Raw genomic sequence first — 1,834 nt, 5'->3', positions numbered from 1 at the left:
GTGGCTTGCCTATCACCGGACAATTGCAAATATAAACCAAACTTTGAGTTATCAGCGTATTTTCTAAAGAATCACTGAATTAAGCCATTGATGCAAACCGATGTTATCTGGAGCAATTCTTAGGATCAGTTTGGTTTTCGGCAAAATATTTTTTTGAGTAAGTTCGGCTTTTGCGCTCAGTTTTCGGCGTCAGTTTGGCTTTGCGATAAGTTTTTTGAGTGAGTTCTGTTTTTTGCGATTCCAATTTTCAGCGTAAGTTCAGCTTTTAGGTTTCAAAATTCGACAAGATTTCACCCAATAAATGTTTCAAAAAACTGTCATTATGATTTGGCGGTAATTTCTGAAATATTGTTCCAGATAACGTCCGGTGGCTTGCCTCAGTGGCGTTCCCATCACCGAACATTCACAAATATAAACCAAACTTTGAGTTATCGGCGTATTTTCTAAAGAAACACCAATTAAGCCATTGAGGCAAACCGCTGTTATGCGTTCGTGCTTTTACTTGTTTTCAGCTTTAACCGATTCTAAATTGGATAAAAATTGCTTTCTGTTTTTATTATTCCAGCCATACGAAAGAATTGAAGATTTCAAATTCGGATCACAAATACTATTAAAAAGAATTTGGTTGTCCTTCTTTATTATTGTTATCATTTCGCCCCAACTACCTGTCCAATTTGATGGTCTATATGCGCGAAATAAATCTTTTTTATTTACGTCAATAATCCATTCCAAATCTTCTACAGTTTTTTTTATGGCTTCTTGAAATTGATTTTCCGAATATGAAACATCAATTTGTCTAAAATACAATTTTCTATTTTGGATTAGAAAAAATACGATAGATAGAGCAAAAGAACATATACAAATTCCTAAAACTCTTTCAGGTATCATTTGGCTATGTAATTTGAAAATATAAATTTCTAAAAGCCAATAGCTGGACAATAAAAATGAAAGCATTCCGAAGATTACAATTAGAAAATGTGTGATTTTTTGGTTGGTACCTAATTTAAGTTTACTGTTAAATTTCATTTCAGCGGATGATTTTTTTTTAGCATGACGCATAACGTCCGGTGGCTTGCCTCAGTGGCGTTCCCATCACCGAACAATCACAAATATAAACCAAACTTTGAGTTATCAGCGTATTTTCTAAAGAAACACAGAATTAAGCCATTGTGGCAAACCGCTGTTGGCGGTAGTTATTTGTACAATATATTTAAAGCTCCTTTTTTCATTTTCATTTTAAATTTTTCATTCAGCGAAAAGTTTTCGATTGCTTTTTTATTTGATTCGAAACTGAGCTCTTTTCCATTTTTATTTATAGTAAGTTCATATTTTCCAATAACTTTACCGTGTCCTTCAATTTTCACAATATCTGTAATTGTTCCATTAATTTCAACAATTTCTTTTTCTTTTAAAGTACAATTGATGAATAGCAATCCGCACGAAAATACACTTCGCAAAATTGTAAAGTAAATTATTCCAAAAAGTACGATAGCAAATAGTATTTCTTTGGGAAATATTTTCCAATTAACATCCCTTTTTTTTACAGTTTTATGGATGTAATTAATTATAAGAATTATGACTATTGGTAAAAAAAAGATATCGACTATTTTTTTTGCTTTTAATTGTTCATAAAAGTCAAACCTTAATGGATAGAAAACTAGGAATACGCATAAAACTATTAATAATATAGCTGATATTAAAATAAACTTAATCTTCATATTTTCTGTTTAATGCGAATTTTCTATATAATTACCGCCAACGTCCCCGCGGCTTGCATTCAGTGGCTTGCCTGTGACCGGACAATTGCAAATATAAACCAAACTTTGAGTTATCA

2 protein-coding genes are annotated in these 1,834 nt (G+C 31.8%); both read right to left on the bottom strand.

Annotated elements, in window-relative coordinates; genetic code table 11:
• Positions 1 to 498: 498 nt before the first annotated feature.
• Positions 499 to 1,026: a hypothetical protein gene (locus FNW07_RS13590; protein ID WP_144265646.1), complete on the bottom strand. Its 528-nt coding sequence runs from the start codon at positions 1,024 to 1,026 to the stop codon at positions 499 to 501.
• 167 nt (positions 1,027 to 1,193) lie between these two features.
• A complete protein-coding gene (locus tag FNW07_RS13585; RefSeq protein WP_126745382.1) occupies positions 1,194 to 1,718 on the bottom strand; it encodes a hypothetical protein in 525 nt (174 codons plus the stop codon).
• Between the last annotated feature and the right edge of the window lie 116 nt (positions 1,719 to 1,834).

It is taken from the genome of Flavobacterium sp. GT3R68 (assembly GCF_007109225.1).
Taxonomy (GTDB): Bacteria; Bacteroidota; Bacteroidia; order Flavobacteriales; family Flavobacteriaceae; genus Flavobacterium.
This window is presented reverse-complemented; position numbering and strand designations above follow the sequence as displayed.